At 47.3% G+C, this 21993-nt stretch carries 19 protein-coding genes; 15 read left to right on the top strand and 4 right to left on the bottom strand.

Going from position 1 to position 21993, the window contains the following annotated elements; all coding sequences use genetic code 11:
• Nucleotide 1: 1 nt before the first annotated feature.
• The 6 genes from BN1360_RS19640 (at nucleotide 2) to BN1360_RS19615 (ending at nucleotide 6713) form a co-directional block, all read left to right on the top strand.
• On the top strand, nucleotides 2-1843 hold the full coding sequence (locus tag BN1360_RS19640; protein ID WP_068781564.1) for an ATPase, T2SS/T4P/T4SS family: 1842 nt from the start codon (nucleotides 2-4) through the stop codon (nucleotides 1841-1843).
• Nucleotides 1833-3923, top strand: a complete 2091-nt coding sequence (locus BN1360_RS19635; protein WP_068781563.1) for a hypothetical protein — start codon at nucleotides 1833-1835, stop codon at nucleotides 3921-3923. The genes BN1360_RS19640 and BN1360_RS19635 overlap by 11 nt, the downstream gene beginning before the upstream one ends.
• 379 nt (nucleotides 3924-4302) lie before the next feature.
• Complete coding sequence (locus BN1360_RS19630) at nucleotides 4303-4788, top strand: ABC transporter permease (protein WP_068781562.1); 486 nt, start codon at nucleotides 4303-4305, stop codon at nucleotides 4786-4788.
• Nucleotides 4788-5198, top strand: a complete 411-nt coding sequence (locus tag BN1360_RS19625) for a hypothetical protein (RefSeq protein ID WP_068781561.1) — start codon at nucleotides 4788-4790, stop codon at nucleotides 5196-5198. The genes BN1360_RS19630 and BN1360_RS19625 overlap by 1 nt, the downstream gene beginning before the upstream one ends.
• Nucleotides 5195-5746 (top strand): DUF2059 domain-containing protein, encoded by a 552-nt coding sequence (locus BN1360_RS19620; protein ID WP_068781560.1) that lies wholly within the window; start codon nucleotides 5195-5197, stop codon nucleotides 5744-5746. Before BN1360_RS19625 ends, BN1360_RS19620 begins: the two co-directional genes overlap by 4 nt.
• Nucleotides 5733-6713: a F0F1-type ATP synthase gene (locus tag BN1360_RS19615; protein WP_068781559.1), complete on the top strand. Its 981-nt coding sequence runs from the start codon at nucleotides 5733-5735 to the stop codon at nucleotides 6711-6713. The genes BN1360_RS19620 and BN1360_RS19615 overlap by 14 nt, the downstream gene beginning before the upstream one ends.
• Before the next feature lie 54 nt (nucleotides 6714-6767).
• Here the strand turns inward: BN1360_RS19615 and BN1360_RS19610 are convergent, their stop codons facing one another.
• The gene (locus BN1360_RS19610; RefSeq protein WP_068781558.1) at nucleotides 6768-7517 is read right to left on the bottom strand and encodes an SDR family NAD(P)-dependent oxidoreductase; all 750 of its coding nucleotides are present in this window, start codon (nucleotides 7515-7517) and stop codon (nucleotides 6768-6770) included.
• 192 nt (nucleotides 7518-7709) lie between these two features.
• Here BN1360_RS19610 and BN1360_RS19605 point away from each other — a divergent pair, with 192 nt between their 5' ends.
• The 4 genes from BN1360_RS19605 to BN1360_RS19590 all read left to right on the top strand — a co-directional run bounded on the left by BN1360_RS19605 (nucleotide 7710) and on the right by BN1360_RS19590 (nucleotide 13575).
• The gene (locus tag BN1360_RS19605) at nucleotides 7710-8591 is read left to right on the top strand and encodes a LysR family transcriptional regulator (RefSeq protein ID WP_068781557.1); all 882 of its coding nucleotides are present in this window, start codon (nucleotides 7710-7712) and stop codon (nucleotides 8589-8591) included.
• 218 nt (nucleotides 8592-8809) lie between these two features.
• A complete protein-coding gene (locus BN1360_RS19600) occupies nucleotides 8810-10357 on the top strand; it encodes an ABC-F family ATP-binding cassette domain-containing protein (RefSeq protein ID WP_068781556.1) in 1548 nt (515 codons plus the stop codon).
• 1366 nt (nucleotides 10358-11723) lie between these two features.
• The gene (locus tag BN1360_RS19595) at nucleotides 11724-12746 is read left to right on the top strand and encodes a MoeB/ThiF family adenylyltransferase (RefSeq protein ID WP_229521056.1); all 1023 of its coding nucleotides are present in this window, start codon (nucleotides 11724-11726) and stop codon (nucleotides 12744-12746) included.
• Between the two features lie 157 nt (nucleotides 12747-12903).
• Nucleotides 12904-13575, top strand: coding sequence for a winged helix-turn-helix domain-containing protein (locus tag BN1360_RS19590; protein WP_068781590.1), 672 nt, complete (start codon nucleotides 12904-12906; stop codon nucleotides 13573-13575).
• Nucleotides 13576-13726: 151 nt separating this feature from the next.
• Here BN1360_RS19590 and BN1360_RS19585 read toward each other — a convergent pair whose 3' ends face one another.
• Both BN1360_RS19585 and BN1360_RS19580 read right to left on the bottom strand, forming a co-directional pair.
• Nucleotides 13727-14248, bottom strand: coding sequence for a C40 family peptidase (locus BN1360_RS19585; RefSeq protein ID WP_068781554.1), 522 nt, complete (start codon nucleotides 14246-14248; stop codon nucleotides 13727-13729).
• 300 nt (nucleotides 14249-14548) lie between these two features.
• Nucleotides 14549-15190, bottom strand: a complete 642-nt coding sequence (locus BN1360_RS19580) for a thiamine diphosphokinase (RefSeq protein WP_068781553.1) — start codon at nucleotides 15188-15190, stop codon at nucleotides 14549-14551.
• Between the two features lie 142 nt (nucleotides 15191-15332).
• Here BN1360_RS19580 and BN1360_RS19575 point away from each other — a divergent pair, with 142 nt between their 5' ends.
• A complete protein-coding gene (locus tag BN1360_RS19575) occupies nucleotides 15333-16004 on the top strand; it encodes a trimeric intracellular cation channel family protein (protein WP_068781552.1) in 672 nt (223 codons plus the stop codon).
• Nucleotides 16005-16104: 100 nt separating this feature from the next.
• On the opposite strand, the gene BN1360_RS19570 is transcribed toward BN1360_RS19575, so the two are convergent.
• Nucleotides 16105-16833 carry an alpha/beta hydrolase gene (locus BN1360_RS19570; RefSeq protein WP_068781551.1) on the bottom strand — a complete coding sequence of 243 codons (729 nt, stop codon included), beginning with the start codon at nucleotides 16831-16833 and terminating at the stop codon, nucleotides 16105-16107.
• 243 nt (nucleotides 16834-17076) lie between these two features.
• Between BN1360_RS19570 and pdhA the strand changes: the two genes are divergently transcribed.
• From pdhA to lpdA, 4 genes are all read left to right on the top strand, one after another.
• The gene (gene pdhA / locus BN1360_RS19565; RefSeq protein ID WP_068781550.1) at nucleotides 17077-18147 is read left to right on the top strand and encodes a pyruvate dehydrogenase (acetyl-transferring) E1 component subunit alpha; all 1071 of its coding nucleotides are present in this window, start codon (nucleotides 17077-17079) and stop codon (nucleotides 18145-18147) included.
• Between the two features lie 67 nt (nucleotides 18148-18214).
• Nucleotides 18215-19192 carry an alpha-ketoacid dehydrogenase subunit beta gene (locus BN1360_RS19560; protein ID WP_068781549.1) on the top strand — a complete coding sequence of 326 codons (978 nt, stop codon included), beginning with the start codon at nucleotides 18215-18217 and terminating at the stop codon, nucleotides 19190-19192.
• A gap of 30 nt (nucleotides 19193-19222) precedes the next feature.
• Nucleotides 19223-20512 carry a dihydrolipoamide acetyltransferase family protein gene (locus BN1360_RS19555; protein ID WP_068781548.1) on the top strand — a complete coding sequence of 430 codons (1290 nt, stop codon included), beginning with the start codon at nucleotides 19223-19225 and terminating at the stop codon, nucleotides 20510-20512.
• Nucleotides 20513-20516: 4 nt separating this feature from the next.
• Nucleotides 20517-21935: a dihydrolipoyl dehydrogenase gene (gene lpdA / locus BN1360_RS19550; RefSeq protein ID WP_068781547.1), complete on the top strand. Its 1419-nt coding sequence runs from the start codon at nucleotides 20517-20519 to the stop codon at nucleotides 21933-21935.
• The last annotated feature ends 58 nt before the right edge of the window (nucleotides 21936-21993 follow it).

Raw genomic sequence — 21993 nt, 5'->3', positions numbered from 1 at the left:
CATGGATCGACTTGCGAACGGAATTGGAATAGGCTTGATCATGCTGCTTGCGCTCCTGCTTGTCTGGCTTAAGGCCAGGGCGGTGTCTGAACAAACCTTTGCGAGCCGGGTAACCCATGAACGCTATAGCATTCCCGATCTTATTGCTTATGTGAAGTTTCAACTGCATGAATTAAGCCGCAACAAGATTAATCAGTGGGGGATGGGTGAGGAGGCTTGGCTCCGTAAAGTAAAAGCGAGAACAGAGTTGCGCCAAGCGTTGCGGGGGTGTACTTATGGGGACCGTAGCGACAAGCGATTCGTTCAAACCTATATCCGCGATTTGCTGCTTGAAGGATACGGGGTTACGGAGGAGAGCATTGAGCAAATTATTCCTTTTCAACAGCCCGTCAGGCTGACTCATCAGGATCGGTTCGAGATCATTTTCTATCTTTATCGCCAAAGATACGGTGACGATGCGCTGTCGGTGCTGATTGAGCAATATGAACTCGACGAACCGAAGCGGATGAATGAAGAAGAGAAGGGATATATGTACGAAATCAGCGTCGAGGAAATGGATTACTGCTTCGGCAGGGAATACCGACAGCTTAGCTTTGAAGAGAAGCTGGATCTCGTTGTTCAGCGGGTCTATCAGTCGTATAAAGGTTTTTCTGTTATCGACAGTATACTAGAGCAGCGAATTGATGGAGTAAGCGGCGGAGTAAGTGGAATATCCGAATCGGTTCAGTGGGGTTGTGAACAGGATGAAGTAAACGGAGCCGGAATTGGGACGGTTCCCGGTGTTCCATTGGACGAAGATGGGCGGGAAGTCTCCCGGGTATGGGAGAGCGTGTGGATCTTTTATAAAGGCAAGAGCATCAGGCTTCCTTTCTTATCCTTCGGCAGCGAGTTTGAGCTCAGGAGGATCTGCCAAAATATATATAAATACAATTTGCCGGGTCAATTGTCGGAGGCCAGCGGATTTAAAGTGAATGATATGAAGGATGGTTCCCGGGTTGTCGTGGTCCGGCCTCCGTTTGCAGAGACATGGGCTTTCTTCGTCCGTAAATTCGATACCCAAGGAGCGGCGCTTGAGCAATTAATACAGGGCTATGGTGCAGATATACCTATTCAGCTTCTGAAATATTTAATGAAGGGGAGTCGAATTACTTCAATTACGGGATCACAGGGCTCAGGCAAAACGACGCTGTTAATGGCGCTGGTTAAACACATTTATGCGTCTTACACACTGCGGGTCCAGGAAATGTCCTTCGAGTTGAATCTGCGAAAGCTGTATAGCGCCCGAAATATACTCAGCTTCCGGGAGACCGAATATGTAAGCGGACAGGCTGGCCTCGACTTGCAGAAGAAGACGGACGGGACGGTGCATATTCTTGGCGAAGTCGCATCGGATGAGGTTGCATCCTGGATGATTCAAATGGCACAGGTAGCCAGTCTTTTTACCGTGTTCACGCATCATGCCAAGACCTTCGCTGACCTGATCGATTCATTAAGGAACTCATTGTTGAAGACAGGAGTCTTTCGGGATGAACGGGTTGCCGAACTACAGGTCGCCGGGGTTATCGACTTTGACATCCATTTGCGCAGAGATATTCATGGCCATCGCTATATTGAAAGAATTACTGAGTGCAGCCGCCGGAGTGACGGTGGGGCTGATATAGATACCGGGGAGCGAACCTATCAGGCGAGGACGATAGTTGAATATATCGATGGCGGATACCGCGCTGTTCAACCGATTACAGATCGTTGCCGTAATGAAATGCAGCGTGAAATGATGCCGGAAGACGCCCGCCGCTTCGAGCAATTTCTGTCTCAGTATTGGGGGGAGCAGATTGGAGCTTAAATCGGTCTTGTTGTGGGTCGCGTTTATATCATTTCTATTATTTGGCGGCATCTATTTGATCGCTTTTGAGATTCGCAGGCGTGAGGAGAAGAAGGCAGGAGAGCTCGGAGTGAAAGCGGCTGCGCCGTCAGGGTTCTTAAGCGGATTGAAGACAGTTGTGGCGACTTTGCTGTTGCGATCCTATGCCATATCGATGAAAATACCGCCTTTGCGGTTATATGTGCTTAAGGTTCGCGGCCGTATTTCATTGCTGCAGACGTCGGATGAATTTGAATTAAGGCGGCAGGTGATGAAGCTCGTATATTTGCTGCTGGGTATATCCGGGACGGGAATTATCGCTTTGACTCTGATGCATCCGAACATGTTGTTCTTCCTCACTGTCATCATTACCGTTGCCGTTATTCATGGGCTGATGCTTGAAGCTTATGTAGCAAGGCTGGAAAAGAAGCTGCTGCTGCAAATGCTGCGGTGGTTCACTGCGGTTAGACATGCCTACCATGCTCATGAAATGGTAGCGGATGCGATCGATGAAGCGAATGATAGCTTGAGTGAGGAAATCGTCAGACATGGGGAACGGATTTATGAAGCTCTGACTTCGGCTGAACCGGATAAAGAGCTTGACCGTTATTATGAGACGGCGCCGACTCGCTTCCTGAAAGGATTTGCTTCGATCTCCCGGCTGATCATGGAATATGGAGACCGCAAGGATGCACAGCAGGGATCGCTTTATTTGCGCGGGATTTCCAGCCTGACCGGGGAGATTCAACTAGAGCTGATGCGTCGGAGCAAGCTTGATTATTTACTAAAGGGGCTCAGCCTGATTGCATTAGCTCCTATATTCTTCACGAAGCCCATTGAGCTTTGGGCACGGCGGAACTTTCCCCTGATGGACCAGTTTTATTTGAGCAAGCTCGGCATCTCTATTCATATCGGTCTATTCATTATTATACTGCTGAGCTATATCCTTCTGCAGAAATTAAAAAGCGAGGAAGCTACAGCCTATCGCGCCGGCTCGGATGTTTCCTCCTGGGAGGCGAAGGCTTATCGCTGGAAGATAGCAAGAATGATCGTAAGCTGGTTCTGTCCGCTACCTGGCTCAGTGCGTTATGACCGCATCGCCGATTTGCTTAAGGATACGAATCAGACTCTGCGCGTTGAATTGCTGCAGGTTAGGCGAACTGCTATTTTTGTTGGATGTCTGCTCGTTATAGGCTGTTCGATTAGCTGGACGCATTGGAAGAGCCGGGAATGGATTATCGCTGAGCCGCCGACAAGCTACGTATTTCTCGGCTCCCTCTCGAAAGAAGAAGCGAAGGATGCCAGAGAGATGGCCGAGTTGGATCGGCAGGTGCTGCGGAGTCCAGGAATGTCTGTGGCAGCGAATGATGAAGCAATCGCTCAAATCGTGACTTCGGCAGCAAAGGAGCTCGGTTTGAAGCTGGATGAAGGCAAGACGACTGCGATTGCGCAGCGCATTATGGACAAGCTGGCTCGCTATCAGGCTGAATATTGGAAGTGGTGGGAGGTCATGCTTACCTTCATATTACCTTTGCTCGGATATTACAGTCCGATCTGGACGCTTCGATTCCAGCGCAGATTAAGGCTGACAGATATGAGACATGAGGTGTATCAGTTCCAGACGATGATTATGATCTTAAGACAGTTCGAACGGATCTCGGTGGAAGCAATATTGGAATGGCTATACAGCTATGCCCTTATTTTTAGAGCTCCGATCGAGAAATGCCTGGCTCATTACAGTGCAGGAGCTCAGGAGGCTCTTCTGGGATTAAAGGATGAGACCGCCTTGGAAGAGTTCCAGCGTTTAATCGAGCACTTGATTCAGGCGGAGGAGAAAATACCGGTTCGAAAAGCGTTTGATGATCTACAGAGCGAGATGGGCTTTCAGTTTGAGCGAAGACGGCTGGAATATGAAAAGGATTTGGATAGGAAGGCCGAAATGGGCCGGATGATCGGTTTTGCACCGATGTACTCACTGATTTTTGCTTATTTGGTCGTTCCACTCATTTGGATGAGCTTCAAGCAGATGGATGTCTACTTTCAACAAATTCAAAATTTATGAAGCTAGTTCGAAAAGTCCGCCTGCTCTATTCATAGATGGGCGACCGCCGACCGCCGGCCGCGATTCTAAGGCAGGTTTCCTATCGATATGGGAATTGGCTGATAACGTATAAATTCTATATCTAACATGAAGCAAATCAAGAAGTAATTCGGCATCGGATCTTGAATTCATTTGGTCCTAAGCAAATGTTTCCGAAGTCGTTCTTCCACTGGAAACATCTCAAGTGCTTACCGAACCAACTACAAGCCTTTGCTTCCGAAGACGGGTTCTGCGAAAACGTGCAGCTCTGCTTCTCAGACTCTGGCGTCACCCAACCTTCCCGGTGCTGAAAATCGCACTTTTGTAACGATATCTATAACTTATTAGGAGGAATAAAAGTATGAATAACGCTTCATCCGCATTAAAGGTAGCGGCAGGAATCTTCCTGACGATTGCATTAATTACAATAGTTGTTGTCTTGTTCGTCTCGGCGCAAGAGGCGACAAAGACGGCGCAGAACAATTTCTCCGACATTCAGACTGAGCTGTCCCAGGCCTCTTTTACAGTGTACGATGATACAACGGTTAGCGGTTCACAGGTTACGAATGCGCTTCGTAAATTTAAGGAACGCGACCAATTTGGAATTCAGGTGCTTACCGGCAAGAACCACCAAGGGGAATGGTACGGCCATACTCTGAATATTATCGGCAACGCAGATGATTATGGTTCTGTCATCAATAGGAGCAATGCAGACATTAGCAACTCGTGGAATGAGAAATTAAATGAATATGTGAACCCAAGCGGTAAATTCAAGGCCCGGGTTGTCAAGGATCAATCCAATGTTGTGCGCGGCTTGATCTTTACGCAGACGACAGTAACCCCTTAATGTTCCGTACGCTCAAAGATATGATGTGGCTGCTCTGTTCCACTGTAATTTGCATGGCCGCGCTTATATATACTTTGGATCACAGTGAGCAACAAGCCCTGGTATTGGAAGGGGTGGTTCCCTTTATACAGAATCAGAAGGTCAGTGTAAATACACAGACCTGGACGGATCAAACGCAACGAAAGCAAAACATATACACTGGAGCACAGATATTATATGGTCTGGCAGATTGGCTGGATGATGGACTAGGTCTTCAGGTCGAAGGAACCTCCATATCAAGAACGGATGATATTTTACTGCTGACTGTCATCAAGCAGGATCACAGTTATTACTGTGATGCCGAATATGATGAACTGGGCCAACTACGTAATCTTTCTTTTCAATGTGTTCCAGGAGGCGTTGCTCCGTGAGTAATCCACTGTCCAAAATAGTCGCGGCGTTGCTTGCAGTTGCCCTTATTGTACTTTTCCCGGCCGTTCAGGCTGCCGAGCGTGCAGAAAATATGGCAGTACTGACCGCTTACAATGCGATGGTTCAGTTTACAGATGCTGTGCGAAATAAAGGTTACTTGTCCGCCGTCATGTACGAAGACTTCGTGCGTGAGTTGGCTGTCTCCGGTCAGGTCTATGAGGTGGAGCTGGAGCACAAACATAAGAAATATCATCCTGAATATGATGACCCAGCGGATGGGGATACGTTCCAGGAACAATTCAGTGTAATCTATGATTCATACTATACGGAAGAACTGCTTGGTCGGTTATTTCCTGACTCAGGGGCAATGGATGAGACCGACAGGCTGTACAAGCTGGAAACAGGCGATTTCTTCTCGGTTGCTCTGACGAAGCGGTCGAAATCCCCATACCAGGTGCTGGTCGGATTCCTGCTGACCTCTTCCGCAGCTGGCAAAGGTGCGCAGACGCTATATTATGGAGGGATGGTTCTGAATGAAGATTACTGATTGGGCCATCATCTTCGTGCTCATCGTTGGTCCATTTCTTGAGGCTTTATCTCTAAATTCCATGGATTTGCAGGAGGTCAACCGCCTGCAGCTCCGCTATACCACTGCGCTTCGCACGGCGGTACAGGATGCGGGAAGCGTGTTGAACCGTAATGAGCTGCAGCAATTCGAGGTGGGCTACAGTTCGGATAAGTATATGCGGACGGATAAAGAACTGGCCTTGTCCATCCTTCTACAGTCGCTTGCAATCAATTTTGGCATAGCAGACGATTCGCTGGTTCAGGCCGCATTAATGAAATATATTCCCGCGGTCGTAGTCATCGATTATGATGGCTATTGGATTTATGCGCTGGATGAATTCAACAGTGCAAATGGAGAGCCCAGGCTGGAACATCGCTGGCACCCGAAGAGGCCCTATGTATACACGGATAGCGCTGGGAACAGCGCCGCGTTTAGCTTGGATTCTTATATTCGGGTTATTTCTTCCACTACTGGCGAGGAGATGCGGGGATGGTTGGAAGATCTTGCTCCTGCAACTGCGATTCCGCTGCTGCAGGATGCGGAAGTATTCGAGCAAGTAAGACGTTCCACCATCGTACGTCAGATCGAAGAGGATTTGCAGCAAGTGATCGCTGTGCATAATGAATTTACCGCCAGATTAGGCTTTACCTACACCTTTACGCTGCCGACAATCCCCAAGGAGGAATGGAATAATACATTGGACGATGTCGGAGTTATTGCTTTTCTGCAGGGGATTCCTATAGGGAATCATTACTATAATAACTTTGCCCTTGGCGGCGGCAGGCTGCGAAAAACGGAAAGGCTTGAAGGCGGAGTCGATCCAACAACGGGGATCAAATATTATTATTTCGCAAAGTGTGAGCTTCCCTACAATACTGAAGAGGTGTTTGCCCGCAAACAGGAAGCGGCTGCACGAGGTTATTATGAAGCGATTTGCAGGCGATAATAGAACAGGCGCCACTCGGATAAGAGTGTGCGCCTGTTTGCGTAGTATGCTATGTTATTTAAAGGAAGCATATCCTTCATCGGCCATAACGACGCTGCCGTTAATAGCGCTTGCGTTTGGTGTGGAGAGGAGGTATACCGTATCCGCGATTTGTTCAGGCATAGTCAGCTTATTGCCCATTACTTTGGACTTCATTGCATCAACCAGGCCTTGATCCTTATAGCCTTGGATGATAGGTGTATCTACGGCCCCTGGGGCTACAGCAACAACGCGGATGCCATGAGGAGCGAGTTCAAGAGCTGCAGATTTCGTCATCATAATGACGGCGCCCTTGCTGGCATGATAGGCGAAGGTACCTGGAGAAGCCAGAAATCCAAATACAGAGGCGGTATTGATAATGACACCGTGGATTCCCATTTCTCTCATTTTCTTGCCAGCGGCGATAATCCCATGGGCTACCCCATGCTGGTTTACATTAATGACAGCATGATAGTCTTCCAGCTTCTGGTCCAGAACGGGGGTCAGACGGCCAATCCCGGCGTTATTGAACATTATGTCAATCCGGCCATAGGTTTTAACGGCTTGGTCAACTAGAGCTTCGACATCTTCATATTTCGATACATCGGTTTTTACGAAAATAGCTTCTCCGCCATTTGTCTTGATCTGATCGACGACTGCTTGTCCGGCTTGTTCATTAAAGTCAGCAACGACAACGCGGTCTCCTTCAGCGGCGAACTTCAATGCGGTTGATTTGCCGATTCCACTTGCACTACCTGTAATAACTGCAACTCTCTTAGTATCCATATGAAAACTCCACCTTTCTTGAAGTTGTAATTTATCTTCGAGCTCATTGTAACAAATGTCATTGTTTAATAAAATTTATATATATTTATCTGCAATTAAATATTACTTAATAATTACTATTCAAAAAGCTAGGATTTCCCTACCCCCAAAAGGGCTTTCTGACTACCACAAATTGTGAGAGGCGGGTTGTAAATGAATCTGGAGCAGCTAGAGTATATCGTAGATGTGGCCAAGACGAAATCGCTAACTAAAACGGCGCAGCATGCGCATGTTACTTTGTCTGCTGTCAGTCAATCCATTTCTATGCTTGAGTCTGAACTGGATGTTGTATTGTTCCATCGCTCCCGCGGAATCGGGGCGGTTCCAACGGCTGAGGGGCAGGCATTGATCGAGATTGCGGGCGAAATCATGAATCTTGTGAAGCGTCTGAAGGAGGAAGCGGGCAATTATAGCGAGCGATTAAGCGGGGAGTTGTTCATCGGGACCATCCCTGGACCCATGCACTTGTTAATGGAGTTGATCGCGGATTTCAAAATCGATTATCCGGATGTGAAAATACAGATCATTGAGAAGGGACCGAAAGATATTCTTGATGAACTGCACAATAATCAGATCGATATCGGATTTATCGCGTTGAATGAGAAGCAGATCAATCACACTAAAACACTGCGTTTCGAACGAACCTTTACGGGTAAAATGGTTGTTGGGGTTCGAGCTGATTCTCCGTTGGCTTTGCGCAAGTCCATTCATCCCCGGGAATTGCTGAAATATACGCTCGTGTTATACGACGACGAATATATCAGATCCTACATCACAGAGTTCGTGGCCAAGTTCGGGGAGCTTGATGTTTTGTTCATTTCCAACAATGTTCCGGCGATTCAGAAGGCTGTGTTAGGTGGTCTGGCGTTGACAGTCGGTCTGGATTACTCGTTCAAACATCAAGAGCTGCCTGAGAATATTGTGCCGATTGAGCTGGAGAATCACTATCCGGTATATTATGGCTGGGTAAGTTCGACTCAGAATCAGACCAATCCGATCATTAAGCGGTTCATCCAACGGTTGAAGCATGCCTGATGCAGACTGTTTTCGGTCTGGTTATTTCGATATAACATTGCATGAATTGCTAGGTTACGAACGATCGTTTGTTATGCTACAATAAATTCTTGAATGTCCGCAATCGGACGGAGCGATGATGAGGATATTTAAAGAGGATATTTTCGGGCAACACTGTCTACGGACAACAACGGATTAAATAATAATGAATTATATGATAAAGGGGTTATTCAGTTTCTATGAGCTTATTGACAGTCGAGAATGTATCTCATAATTTTGGGGATCGCACATTATTTAAGGATGTATCCTTTCGTCTGCTAGCCGGAGAGCATGTAGGTCTGGTCGGGGCGAACGGAGTTGGAAAGTCTACATTAATGAACATCTTGACCGGACAGCAATTGAGGGATTCGGGCAAGGTGGAATGGACGCCGAAGGTTCGCTATGGTTACCTGGATCAGCATTCCAAATTAACGCCAGGAAAGACTGTGCGTGATGTGCTGAAGGATGCTTTTCTGCCGTTGCTTGAATTGGAGAAGGAAATGATGGAGATCACCGAGAAAATGGGTGAAGCCACTCCAGAGGAGCTGGAAGAGCTGCTCCTGCAGATGGGAGATATTCAGGAGCAGCTTGAAATCGGTGATTTCTATCTGATCGATGTGAAGGTTGAAGAGATGGCTAACGGGCTTGGTCTATCGGCGATCGGTTTGGATCGCGATGTATCTGCGCTAAGCGGGGGTCAGCGTACCAAGGTGCTGCTTGCCAAGCTGCTGCTGGAGAAACCTAATGTGTTGCTGCTTGACGAACCTACGAACTATCTGGATGTAGAGCATATTCAGTGGCTTACTAACTATTTGCAGAATTACCCGTATGCCTTCATTCTAATCTCGCATGATACCGAGTTTATGAACCAGGTGGTCAATGTCATCTATCATCTGGAGTTTGCCAAGCTGACTCGCTATACTGCGAACTATAGCAAATTCCTGGATATGGCGGACATCAGCAAAAATCAACATATAGATGCGTATGAGAAGCAGCAGGAATTTATTAAAAAACAGGAAGATTTCATCCAGCGCAACAAAGCTAGATATTCGACTTCTGGACGGGCCAAGAGCCGTGAGAAGCAGCTTGATCGTCTGGAACGGATCGACAAGCCGGAGGAAGCGGCTAAGCCTACCTTTAACTTTAAGGAATCCAGGGCCAGTGGGAAGACGGTATTTGAAGGCATAGACTTTGAAATCGGCTATAGTCATCCGCTGCTGCCCAAAATGTCGATGACGATTGAACGCGGAGAAAAAATCGCTATCGTCGGCTGTAACGGGGTAGGGAAATCAACCCTGCTTAAGACGATTTTAGGTGTGATTCCGCCAGTTAGCGGAAAGACATATCAAGGGGATTTTCTGTTCCCGGCTTATTTTGAACAAGAGGTGCGTCCCGGCAATTCAACGCCTATTGATGATGTGTGGAACGAGTTTCCGCATCTGAACCAGCATGAGGTGCGTGCGCATCTGGCCCGCTGCGGTCTGAAGAATGATCATATTACAAGGCAACTCCGGGCGCTGAGCGGTGGCGAGCAAGCCAAAGTACGGCTCTGCAAGCTGATGATGCGCGAGACGAACTGGATTCTGTTCGACGAACCGACGAACCACCTGGACGTTGTAGCCAAGGAAGAATTGAAGCGCGCGCTCCAGGAATTCAAGGGCACCGTGTTGCTCGTTTCTCACGAACCTGACTTCTACGAAGATTGGGTTACGAAGGTATGGGACGTTGAAGCGTGGTCTAACAAGTAAGTCTTCTCTAACGAAACGTGGTATCGCTAATTAGGCCCAAAAGGGCTGATAAAAAATGTAACGAAACTGGGAAACGTTATTGCGGCAAGTTGAAGGGAAAAAGCCGTGATTTTGCTCGAATAGCGATATAGTGTTTCGTTAGAATTTACACACCGCTGTTTTTGCGGAAATAACGTTCTGTAGTTTCGTTAGGTTTCTGTGCGCCGCTGTTTGGTGGGAATATCGACTGTAGTTTCTTTGGGTTTCTGTGCGCCGCTGTTTGGTAGGAATATCGACTGTAGTTTCTTTGGGTTTCTGTGCGCCGCCTGTTTGTTGGGAGTATCGATCGGTAATTCCGTTGTTCCGTTGGATTTCTTGCTTAGTCTCTCTAACGAAACGTGGTATCGCTAATTAGGCCCAAAAGGGCTGATAAAAAATGTAACGAAACTGGGTAACGTTATTGCGGCAAGTTGAAGGAAAAAAGCCGTGATTTTGCTCGAATAGCGATATAGTGTTTCGTTAGAATTTACACACCGCTGTTTTTGCGGAAATAACGTTCTGTAGTTTCGTTAGGTTTCTGTGAGCCGCTGTTTGGTGGGAATATCGACTGTAGTTTCGTTAGGTTTCTGTGCGCCGCTGTTTGGTAGGAGTATCGACTGTAGCTTCTTTGGGTTTCTGTGCGACGTCTGTTTGTTGGGAGTATCGATCGGTAGTTCCGTTGTTCCGTTGGATTTCTTGCTTAAAGTCTCTCTAACGAAACGTGGTATCGCTAATTAGGCCCAAAAGGGCTGATAAAACATGTAACGAAACTGGGAAACGTTATTGCGGCAAGTTGAAGGGAAAAAGCCGTGATTTTGCTCGAATAGCGATATAGTGTTTCGTTAGAATTTACACACCGCTGTTTTTGCGGAAATAACGTTCTGTAGTTTCGTTAGGTTTCTGTGCGCCGCTGTTTGGTAGGAGTATCGACTGTAATCTCGCTATATTCTGTGTGACGCCTGTTTGTTGGGAGTATCGATCGGTAGTTCCGTTGGACTTCTTGCTAAAGTCTCTCTAACGAAACGTGGTATCGCTAATTAGGCCCAAAAGGGCTGATAAAAAATGTAACGAAACTGGGTAACGTTATTGCGGCAAGTTGAAGGAAAAAAGCCGTGATTTTGCTCGAATAGCGATATAGTGTTTCGTTAGAATTTACACACCGCTGTTTTTGCGGAAATAACGTTCTGTAGTTTCGTTAGGTTTCTGTGCGCCGCTATTTTGCGGAACACGCTCCATAGTTCCGCTAGATTTCTGTGCATCGCTGCTCAGTGGAAATAACGTCCCGGAGTTTCGTTAGAGATCATGATAGAGCGGATTCGCAGGAATCCGGGAAAAAGGGGGAGTTCCGGTGGAGGATCGGTATTCGAGGCAGAAGCTGTTCCGGCCTATAGGAATAGAGGGTCAGCAGAAGCTCCTTCATTCCAAGGTACTCATTATTGGAGCGGGAGCGCTTGGGACGGGCCTGGCCGAGTCGTTGGCCCGCTCCGGGATCGGCCATCTGGTGATAGCGGATCGCGATTATGTCGAATGGAGCAATCTTCAGCGCCAGCAGCTGTTCACTGAGGAGGACGCTGCTTCCCGCAAACCGAAGGCCGTAGCGGTGAAGGAGCGGCTTTCCGCCATCAATTCCGAGGTGCAGATCGAAGCGCATGTGCTTGATGTTACGAAGGAAGAGCTGGAGGGGCTGCTTCCCGGTGTTCAGCTCATTCTGGATGCGACGGATAACTTCGATATCCGGCTGCTCATCAATGATATCTCGCAGAAATACCGTATTCCGTGGATTTACGGCGCCTGTGTCGGCAGCTATGGGATGACCTATACAATCCTCCCGGGGGCGACTCCATGTCTGAACTGCCTGCTTGAGATGGTACCGATCGGAGGAGATACATGTGATACGGTTGGCGTTATCCCTTCTGCGGTGCAAATTGTCATTGCGCACCAGGCTACAGAAGCTATCAAGCTCCTGACCGGTCAGGAGGACGCTTTGCGCCGAACGCTGCTGACCTTTGATCTGTGGAAGAATGAGCAGCTGGCGATCAAAGTGGATTCGGCCCGGCGCAGCGACTGTGCTTCTTGCGGTGAAGCGGCGAATTATCCGTATTTATCTGCTGCCGGCACAAGAAAGACAGAGGTGTTGTGCGGCAGAGATACTGTTCAGATCCGTCCTGCGCAGCCCAGGAAAGTGGATTTGCCTGAACTGGCACAGAAATTGGGAAGACTCGATGAAGGATTGGTTGAATTGAATCCTTATCTGCTGTCCTTTTCTGTCGGGGAACATAGAATTGTCTTGTTTGCAGATGGAAGGGCGCTTATTCACGGGACAAAAGAACCGGCTGAAGCCAAAACTATCTATGACCGTTATTTCGGTTAAGGACTGATAACATAAGTTTTCATTTTAATGGCCATTCCTGACTTATACGGGAATGGTTTGTTTATTTTTTGACCACTTTAATAATACGTTATGATTCAAGGCGAACAGAACAGCCTCTTATTTAATAAGGTGGATGGTTCGGAAGGCAGGGGACAATATGAAGGCTAGCTTGCTATTGATCTCAGAGGATAATCATGGGGGAATGAAGTGGCAAAATGACCTGAAGGGAGCAGGATTCAAGGTTCAATTAGTCTTTGATTCGGAGCAACTGGATCGGGAAATCGTCGGAGAGGCGGCAGAGGTGATCTTAATTGCGGGTGAGCTGCCTTTTGTTCTCAAGATGATGACCAGACTAGGTGATGAACCGGCATTTCCGGTTATCGTCCTGCAGCGCTCGCCGAAGACAGCGGATACCGTAATGGCATTCCAATATGGCGCGAATGAGGTTGTCAGCGAAAATATAGCCATCGAAGAGCTTAATGCGCGAATCGTCAGCCTAATCCGATTATTTCGCCGCATAATGGATGGTCATTCAGATGAGCTGTCCTTCGAGGATTTGCGAATGGAGTTGAAGAGCCGCAAAGTGTTCCGGGCAGGTGAATTGATTCGGCTGACACCGAAAGAGTATGAACTGCTGAGGCATTTGCTCAAAAGAGTAGGTGAGGTCTGCCAAAGAGAGGCGATCCTGCAGGAGGTATGGGGCTATGATTTTGCTACCGGCACGAATGTAGTTGACGTGTATATTAGACATTTGCGCAAGAAGATCGACAAGGGCCGGCCGCGTAAATTGATCCATACCGTGAGAGGAACGGGTTATATGATACAATGAGGGCTGCTCCCTGGCCATATGGCACAGCGGGAGCAGCCCTCGGTTATTGTTAGGGTGATATTGTTAGGGTTTATGCAAGGTTTGGGTGATCAGTTATAAGAAATTGCAAGATTGATAAGGCACTAACTAAACTTGATATTGTTATTGAGTACTAAAGTACACGACGCGCTTTCAGATAAGTCTTCTTCCAGTTGCCGGAGTTCAGATCGGAGATCGTTACGCCTGGTTTGCCGTAAGTGTGCAGGATTTTACCGTTGCCCATATAAACGGCGACATGAGTAACGTTCTTGCCGGTAGCGCGGCTTCCGCTGGAGAAGAATACAAGGTCTCCGGCCTTCAGGTTGCTCTTGGATACGGCTTTGCCGACCTTGGCTTGAGCAGCAGAGGTGCGTGGCAGAGTTACGCCATATTTTTTGAAAATATGCTTCATGAAGGAAGAGCAGTCGAATACTTTTGTAGTAGAAGTAGAAGCGCCGAATTTATAAGGGGTTCCCATAAAGGTCTTGCCATAGTTGACGACTTGCGTTCCCTTGGATGCTGCGGTAGCTTCAGCCGTTGTATTCGAAGACGATGCCGAAGCGGCGTCAACGCCTGTGACCATGAATCCGCCAAATCCGATTGTAGATGCAAGGCCGACAGCCAAAAGTTTTTTGGATATGCTGTTCATTTTCATGTTGTAGTTACCTCCAAATGACTATAAATAGATTTAGTAGTTTGGGTTAACCGAATCTAGTTAACCGGCTCGAGATAAACTATAACAGAACTTTAATCCCCTAATAATTGGAATGGGGTTGCTTAAACTGGATACACCAAGGATTTGAGGGCGATTATTAAAATATGATTAAAGTTACAAAATATTAATTTCTTGACAGATTCATAGTCTTGAAAACAATGAAAAAACCTTGGTCCTCCAAGGTTTTTATGCAATAGCATATCCGATTTTCAAAAGTTACAATTTTGTATTAATTGCATTTCAGTCTTTACTTTGAATAATCAATAACAGGCCGCTGGCAACGGAAATCGTTCCTGTCTTGTCTTCCAGGCGGTTGCTTACAGCGAGGGATTGACCCATTATTAATGTGGCATTATGTAATGGATATTGAAAGCCTGTCAAATCAATGCCTGTTACCTCGGGAGTGACGGGCAATAAAGAGACATAGGTGAAGCCCTGGTCCTGAATTGCAATAGTTGAATCGGTTAAGGTTACATAATTGTTGTGATCCCGAATGGCGCATGGAATATGGTGCTCCAGGCCTTTAACTAACAGGTGAATATTAGCCAGTGTATGGTCGAGTCTCGAACCGGTAACACCGAACAGGACAATCTGTTCCGGCCGCTGCTCTACGGCGATATCGAAGGCAAGCTCCGTATCGGTCAGATCTTTGTTAATTGCATCGCAAGCCAGCATTTGCTCACTGTGTCCAGTGATGTTCTCCAATTCAATCGGACTTACAGAATCGAAGTCGCCGACAGAGTAATGGGGCCTGATACCATGATCGATGAGGAATAAAGCTCCCCGGTCCGCACCAATGATCAGATCATCTGAATGGATTTCTTCTATAAAAGAGGGATCGATCGATCCTCCGGCAAAAATAAGTACACGTTGTGCTGCCATCCCTACTCTTCCTTTCTATATCACGCTTTGCGCCTTTGTTCAGTATAAGTTAAATTTATCCCTTGCACAATTAATGGAAGCGAGTCTACAATGGATTAAGCAATGAGATGAGACGTGAAGGAAGGGCAGTGACGTACGGGGCATGGAACTATTTGAAATATTCAGCGTTATAGGCACGGTTGCCTTTGCGTTGTCTGGCGCTTATGTGGCGATGGAAGAGGAGTACGACATTCTTGGAGTACTTGTATTAGGTTTAGTTACGGCTTTTGGCGGAGGAATCGTCCGCAATATCGTCATCGGTGTCCCGGTTACCATGTTATGGTCCCAGGGAGGACTTCTTCTACTGGCAATTATATCGATTGTTATCGCGTTTATCCTGCCTTTATCGTGGATTCACCACTGGAAGAAGACAGAGGCCTGGTTCGATGCCATCGGACTGGCGGCATTTGCTATTCAAGGAGCGCTCTATGCGACAGGTATGAAGCATTCGATTCTGGCCGTGGTTGTCGCCGCGATGCTAACAGGGATCGGAGGCGGGATTATCCGCGATCTGCTGGCCGGACGCAAGCCGCTTGTATTGCGGGAGGAGATTTATGCAGTCTGGTCTATTGTCGCTGGACTTGTCATCGGGCTTGGCATTGCCAAGTCGACCGTAAGCTTGCTGGTGTTATTTATCCTGGTGGTCTCCTTCCGGATGCTGTCCGTCTATTATAAATGGAAGCTGCCGCGCCGTTCGCTGAAGTATGGAACTGTAGCAAATAATCCTCCGGTGAATCAGGATAACAAGAACGATCAGACGAAGGCGCAAATGTAGCATAATGTACTATTATAAAGTATAGAAATGAAACTCAATAAAGACAGAGCGAGCTGCAAGGGTTGATCCCCCGCGGCCCGCTCTTATTTTATATCGCTTATTATTTTAGAAAATACATCAATGCCTCAGGCAGCTCTTTCTGCCAAAATCCCCATAAATGCTGGCCATCCTTCTCGAAATATTTCACCTTGGCGCCTCGTTCTTCAAGCAGCTTCTTCGCTTCGCGATTCAACTCCACGAAATTATAGGTTCCAAATGAATTGGTAAACTTGTCTTCTTGTAAACCGATAATCATATATAGGGAAAGATAGGATAAATCCTGTTCGGCGGCAATCAATTTCAAGGATGGTTCATAGTATGCTCCGGACATGCTGATGATTTTGGAAAACAGTGTGCGGTTTTTCATAGCGATATGTAAAGATACAGAACCGCCGAGCGAGTCTCCAGCGAGAATGCGCTCTTGTGCTGTACGGCGAACGGGATAATTGCGTTCTACAAAGGGAATAATTTCTTCAATAAAGCATGCGGTATAAGCCTCAAACCGATCTCCTTCCGGAGAATATTCCGCGGTACGAACGGAGGTGTCTACTTCTACGCCAACGATAATAAACGGATCCACATCTTCATCTAAAATCAGCTGATTTGCGGTTGTGGCTATGCGTCCGAAGTTAAAAAACTCTTCGCCATCCTGGCAGTAAACCACCGGATAACTGATCACTTCATTATAGCCAGGGGGCAGGTAGATCCGCAGAGACCGTTTCTCTCCCAGATGCTTACTATCGATTTCTTCTTTAATAATGGTTCGTTTCAGATAGCGCGAATCTGTCATTTTGCAGGTACACTCCTTTTGCTTTGCAGATGTATTTAAGTTAACATAACCATTAGGACAAGTGTTACATACATCCGCAAATCTTGATTTCTGTTACATAAATTTGATTAAGCTGTTATACAAACAAAAATAATTATTTTAGTTATTTAAGCGCATTTCCTTTGACTTAACGACTAAAACAGTTGTATAATAATTCTATAACAGAGATCAATGATATTCAAATCTTTTGTCGAGGTGAAAAAAATGAGCAAGATTCCTTATGAAGTATATACGGAGGACGTCGAAGCTTTGTCCGTGTTGTCGCCTGACGGTGAAATTATAAACAAAGCAAAAGCTCCTGACTTAACCGATGATCAATTGAAAGAACTTATGTATCGCATGGTATTTACCCGTACTTGGGACGATCGTGCAGTAAACCTGGGCCGTCAAGGACGCCTGGGCTTCTATGCGCCTGTTTCCGGTCAAGAAGCTACAATGGTAGGTAGTGAATTCGCACTGGAGAAGGAAGATTTCGTCTGCCCTGGCTACCGCGACATGCCGCAGCTTGTATGGCACGGACTTCCTCTTTATCAAGCCTTTTTGTATTCCCGTGGACATCAACATGGTGGACAAATTCCTGAGGGCGTAAATGTATTAATGCCGCAAATCATCATCGGTGCTCAAGTGCTTCATGCAATGGGTATTGCGATGGGCTTCAAATTGAAGCAGCAGAAGCATGTAGCTATCACTTATACGGGTGACGGCGGTTCTTCCGAAGGCGACTTCTATGAAGCGCTGAACTATGCTGGAGTATTCAATCTTCCGGTTATTTTCTTTGTGCAAAATAACGGCTATGCTATTACAACTCCTTTCGCTAAGCAAACCGCAGCTAAGTCGATCGCTCACAAAGCGGTTGCTGCAGGCATCCGCGGTATCAAAGTTGACGGTATGGACGTATTTGCTGTAATTAGCGCTGTACGTGAAGCTGCCGATCGCGCTCGCAATGGAGAGGGAGCAACGCTGATCGAAGCCGTTACTTACCGTTTCCGTCCGCACTCCTTGTCTGACGATACTTCCAAATATCGTACGAAGGAAGAAGAAGGGCAATGGAACGAGAAAGATCCAATTGCTCGTCTTGCTAAGTATTTGGAGAAGAAGGGCCTTTGGACTGATGAAGATACAGCTCGTGTCAAGGATGAAGCTAAGGCTAAAGTAAATGAGCAAATCAAGAAAGCTGAACAAACCGAGAAGATGACAGTTTCCGGCTTGATCGACAGCATGTTCGAGACAACTCCTAAACATTTGGAAGCTCAGAAGGCTGAGTTTCAAAAATAATTAATATTACCCGCAAGGGATAAAAGCTGATTGGTTGTTCTAGTTCTAGTGAGGAGGAAATGAAGCAATGGCACAAATGAATATGAAAGAAGCAATTCGCGATGCGATGCGCGTAGAGATGAAACGGGATCCAAACGTACTTATTTTCGGCGAAGACGTTGGCCATGCCGGCGGCGTATTCCGTGTAACAGAAGGTTTGCAGCAAGAATTCGGAGATCAGCGTGTGATCGATACTCCGCTTGCTGAATCGGCTATCGGCGGTATGGCGGTAGGCCTTGGCGTTCAAGGCTTCCGCCCGATCGCGGAGATTCAATTCGTAGGTTTTATCTTTGAAGCGCTTGACCAAATTCTTGTTCAAGCTGCACGTATGCGTTACCGTTCCGGCGGCCGTTATCATTCGCCGATCGTGTTCCGCACTCCTTTTGGCGGTGGGGTAAAAGCAGCAGAGCTGCACACAGACTCCCTTGAAGGCCTGATCGCACAAACTCCAGGTATTAAATTGGTCATTCCTTCGAATCCTTATGATGCCAAAGGTTTGCTGATCTCGGCGATCCGTGACAATGATCCGGTTTTCTTCATGGAGCATTTGAACCTGTACCATGCGTTCCGTGATGAAGTTCCTGAAGGTGAATACACAGTAGAGCTTGGCAAGGCTAATGTAGTTCGTGAAGGCTCCGATGTAACGATTCTTTCTTATGGCTTGATGGTTCATACAGCGGTTAAAGCTGCTGAAGAGCTTGAGAAGAACGGCATCAAAGCTGAAGTGATTGATCTGCGTACCTTGGTACCGCTCGATATCGATACGATTCTTGCTTCTGTGAAGAAGACGAACCGCGTTATCATTGTTCAGGAAGCTCAAAAATCCGCTGGTATCGCTGCAGAAGTCATCGCTCAAATCAATGAGCATGCTATTCTGCATTTGGAAGCTCCTGTGCTTCGCGTATCTGCTCCGGATACTGTATATCCGTTCGCTCAAATCGAAGATCAATGGCTTCCAACACCTGCCCGTATTATCGAAGGTGTTCATAAAGTACTCGAATTTTAATTAAAACGTAAGTTATAGGAGGTCCTCCAGGTGGCAAAATTTGAATATCGGTTCCCAGAGCTTGGTGAAGGGTTGCATGAAGGCGAAATTATTAAAATGCACATCAAGCCTGGCGACAAAGTAACTGACGAAGACATTATCATGGAAGTACAAAACGACAAGGCTGTCGTTGAAGTTCCTTGTCCGGTAGAAGGAACGGTTCAAGAAGTGTTCGGTACGGACGGCGCTATTTTCCGCGTAGGTCAAGTGGTTGCTATTATCGATGCAACTGGCGATATTCCTGAGCAAGATACTCCGGCTGAAGAAGAAGCGGCACCAGCTCCGGCGCCAGCGGCTGAAGCAGCACCAGCCCCTGCGGCAGCTCCGGCAGCAGCAGAAGCTCCGGCAGCACCTAACCGTGAAGTGTTGGCAACTCCAAGCGTACGCAAATTCGCTCGTGAGCAAGGCATTGATATCACGCAAGTCACGGGCACAGGCAAAGCTGGCAAGATCACTCGCGAAGACGTTGAAGCGTTCAAGAACGGTGGCGCAGCTCCGGCAGCACCAGCAGCTTCCGCAGATGCGGGTCAAGCAGCCGAAGCGGCAGCCCCTGCAGCAGCGGCAGTATCAACTCCGGCTGGCGAAGAAGAACGCGTTCCATTCAAGGGGATTCGTAAGGCGATCGCTAATGCGATGGTTAAATCGGCTTACACAGCTCCGCACGTTACAATTATGGACGAAGTGGACGTAACGGATCTGGTTGAATTCCGCAAACGTATGAAGCCAGTAGCTGAGAAGAAGGGCATCAAGGTTACTTACCTGCCATTTATCGTGAAGGCACTTGTTGCAGCTTCCCGTAAATTCCCGGCTCTGAACGCTACAATTGATGAAGCCAACAATGAAATTGTATATAAGAAACACTATGACATCGGTATTGCTACCGATACAGACAACGGCTTGATCGTTCCTGTAATCAAGGAAGCTGATCGCAAGAGCATCTGGATGATCGCTGAAGCTATTACTGATCTGGCAACTCGCGGTCGTGAAGGCAAATTGTCCGCTGCGGAAATGAAGGGCAGCACGATCTCGATCACAAATATCGGCTCCGCCGGCGGTATGTTCTTCACTCCAATCATCAACTACCCTGAAGTTGCTATTCTGGGTACAGGCCGTATTACAGAGAAGCCGGTTGTCAAGAACGGAGAGATCGTTGTTGCTCCGGTAATGGCTCTGTCTCTCAGCTTCGACCATCGTCTGATCGACGGTGCAACAGCTCAAAACTTTATGAACTACATCAAACAACTGCTTGGCAACCCTGAGCTGCTTGTTATGGAGGTGTAACAACATGGTAGTAGGAGACGCTTCAATCGATATCGATACACTAGTTGTAGGTGCTGGTCCCGGTGGATATGTGGCGGCAATTCGTGCCGCCCAGCTCGGCCAAAAGGTCATCATCGCTGATAAATCGGAACTCGGCGGTGTGTGCTTGAACCGCGGCTGTATTCCTTCCAAAGCGCTGATCGCGGCTGCTCACTCTTATGAGTCCGCTAAGCATGCTGACGTATTTGGTGTAACTGCTGAGAATGTAACCGTAGACTTCGCCAAGACACAGGAATTCAAGAACAGCGTTGTTAACAAAATGACTCAAGGCGTTACGGGTCTGCTCAAAGGCAACAAGGTCGAAGTGTTCAAAGGCGAAATCATGTTTATCAATGATTCGGAAGCTCGCGCATTTAACGATCATGAATCTTTGCGCTATCGCTTCAAGCACTGTATCCTGGCAACAGGCTCCCGTCCAATCGAATTGAAGCCATTCCCATTCGGCGGACGTATCCTGTCCTCGACAGAAGCTTTGAACCTGCAAGAAATCCCTGGCAGCCTTGTCGTTATCGGCGGCGGCGTTATCGGTGCCGAGCTGGGTCAAATGTTCTCGAAGTTCGGTACGAAGGTAACGATCATTGAAGGCACGGATGCAATCCTTCCTGGCCTTGATAAGGATATGACTCGTCTCGTGGCGAAGGGCATGGAGAAGACAGGCATTGAAATTGTAACGAATGCTATGGCTGAAGGTGCTGAGCAAACGGATAAGAGTGTTACGGTTAAATACTCTGTGAATGGTGAAGCCAAAGAAGTTACCGCAGACTACCTGCTTGTCACAGTGGGCCGTCGTCCTAATACCGATGGCGATCTTGGTCTTGATCTGGCTAACATCGAATTAACGGATCGCGGTATGGTGAAAGTAGACCATCAAGGTCGCAGTGTAAGCAATCCTAAAGTATTCGCGATCGGCGACATCGTTCCGGGTCTTGCACTGGCTCATAAAGCTTCGTACGAAGGTAAAGTGGCTGCGGAAGCTATCTCTGGCTTGCCATCTGTCATTGACTACAAAGGCATGCCGGCTGTCGTATTCTCGGATCCTGAATGCGCAAGCGTGGGCTACACCGAAAAAGAAGCTAAGGAAAAAGGCTTCAAGGTTAAAGCCGGCAAATTCCCGTTTGCCGCTAACGGACGTGCAACTTCCGTAAATGCTCCTGATGGCTTCATCAAGATTGTAGCTAATGAAGAGAACAACGTTGTACTGGGCGCACAAATCGTCGGCATCGAAGCTTCCAACCTCATCGCTGAGCTTGGTCTTGCGGTTGAAATGGGTGCAACGCTTGAGGATATCTCTTTGACAGTTCATGCTCACCCAACCCTTGGTGAGATCGTTATGGAAACGGCTGAACTTGTAGAAGGCCATCCAATTCATATGGTTTCTCGTTAAGGCAAGGTTTTAACCATTCATCAACTCAAAATCCTATAGCAGGATTTCTCCTAAGCTT

It is taken from the genome of Paenibacillus sp. GM2 (genome assembly GCF_900069005.2).
Taxonomy (GTDB): Bacteria; Bacillota; Bacilli; order Paenibacillales; family Paenibacillaceae; genus Fontibacillus.
This window is presented reverse-complemented; position numbering and strand designations above follow the sequence as displayed.